Here is a 739-nt window from a genome sequence, read left to right as displayed (position 1 = left end):
TTCGCCTTACGGCTTCGCAGAGACCTGTGTTTTTGCTAAACAGTCGCTTGGGCCTTTTCACTGCGGCCCCCTCGCGCTTTGACACGCTACCGGGGCACCCCTTCTCCCGAAGTTACGGGGTCATTTTGCCGAGTTCCTTAGCAAGAGTTTTCTCGCGCGCCTTAGGATTCTCTCCTCGCCTACCTGTGTCGGTTTGCGGTACGGGTACCTCACTCCTCGCTAGAGGCTTTTCTTGGCAGTGTGAGATCAGGGACTTCGCTACTAAAATTTCGCTCGCCATCACAGCCTGGCGTTACAGTGTGCGGATTTGCCTACACACACGCCTCACTGCTTGGACAGACATATCCAACAGTCTGCTCACCCTACCCTCCTGCGTCCCCCCGTTGCTCAAACGGAGTGGAGGTAGTACAGGAATTTCCACCTGTTGTCCATCGCCTACGCCTTTCGGCCTCGGCTTAGGTCCCGACTAACCCTGAGAGGACGAGCCTTCCTCAGGAACCCTTAGGCTTTCGGCGGAGAGGATTCTCACCTCTCTTTTCGCTACTTACACCGGCATTCTCACTTCCTGCCGCTCCACCAGTCCTTCCGGTCTGACTTCACTGCTGCAGGAACGCTCCCCTACCACTGACACCAGAGGTGTCAATCCACAGCTTCGGTAGTACGCTTAGCCCCGTTACATTTTCCGCGCAGAGTCACTCGACCAGTGAGCTATTACGCACTCTTTAAATGGTGGCTGCTT

General features: G+C 55.6%; 1 rRNA gene. It reads right to left on the bottom strand.

Annotated features, from left to right (window positions below):
• A 23S ribosomal RNA gene (locus LKX83_RS31775) occupies positions 1-739 on the bottom strand; the annotation flags it as partial.

The sequence above is a fragment of the Cohnella baijiui genome, from assembly GCF_020731285.1.
Classification (GTDB): Bacteria; Bacillota; Bacilli; order Paenibacillales; family Paenibacillaceae; genus Cohnella.
The sequence above is the reverse complement of the archived record's forward strand: the minus strand, read 5'-3'. Positions and strand labels throughout refer to the sequence as shown.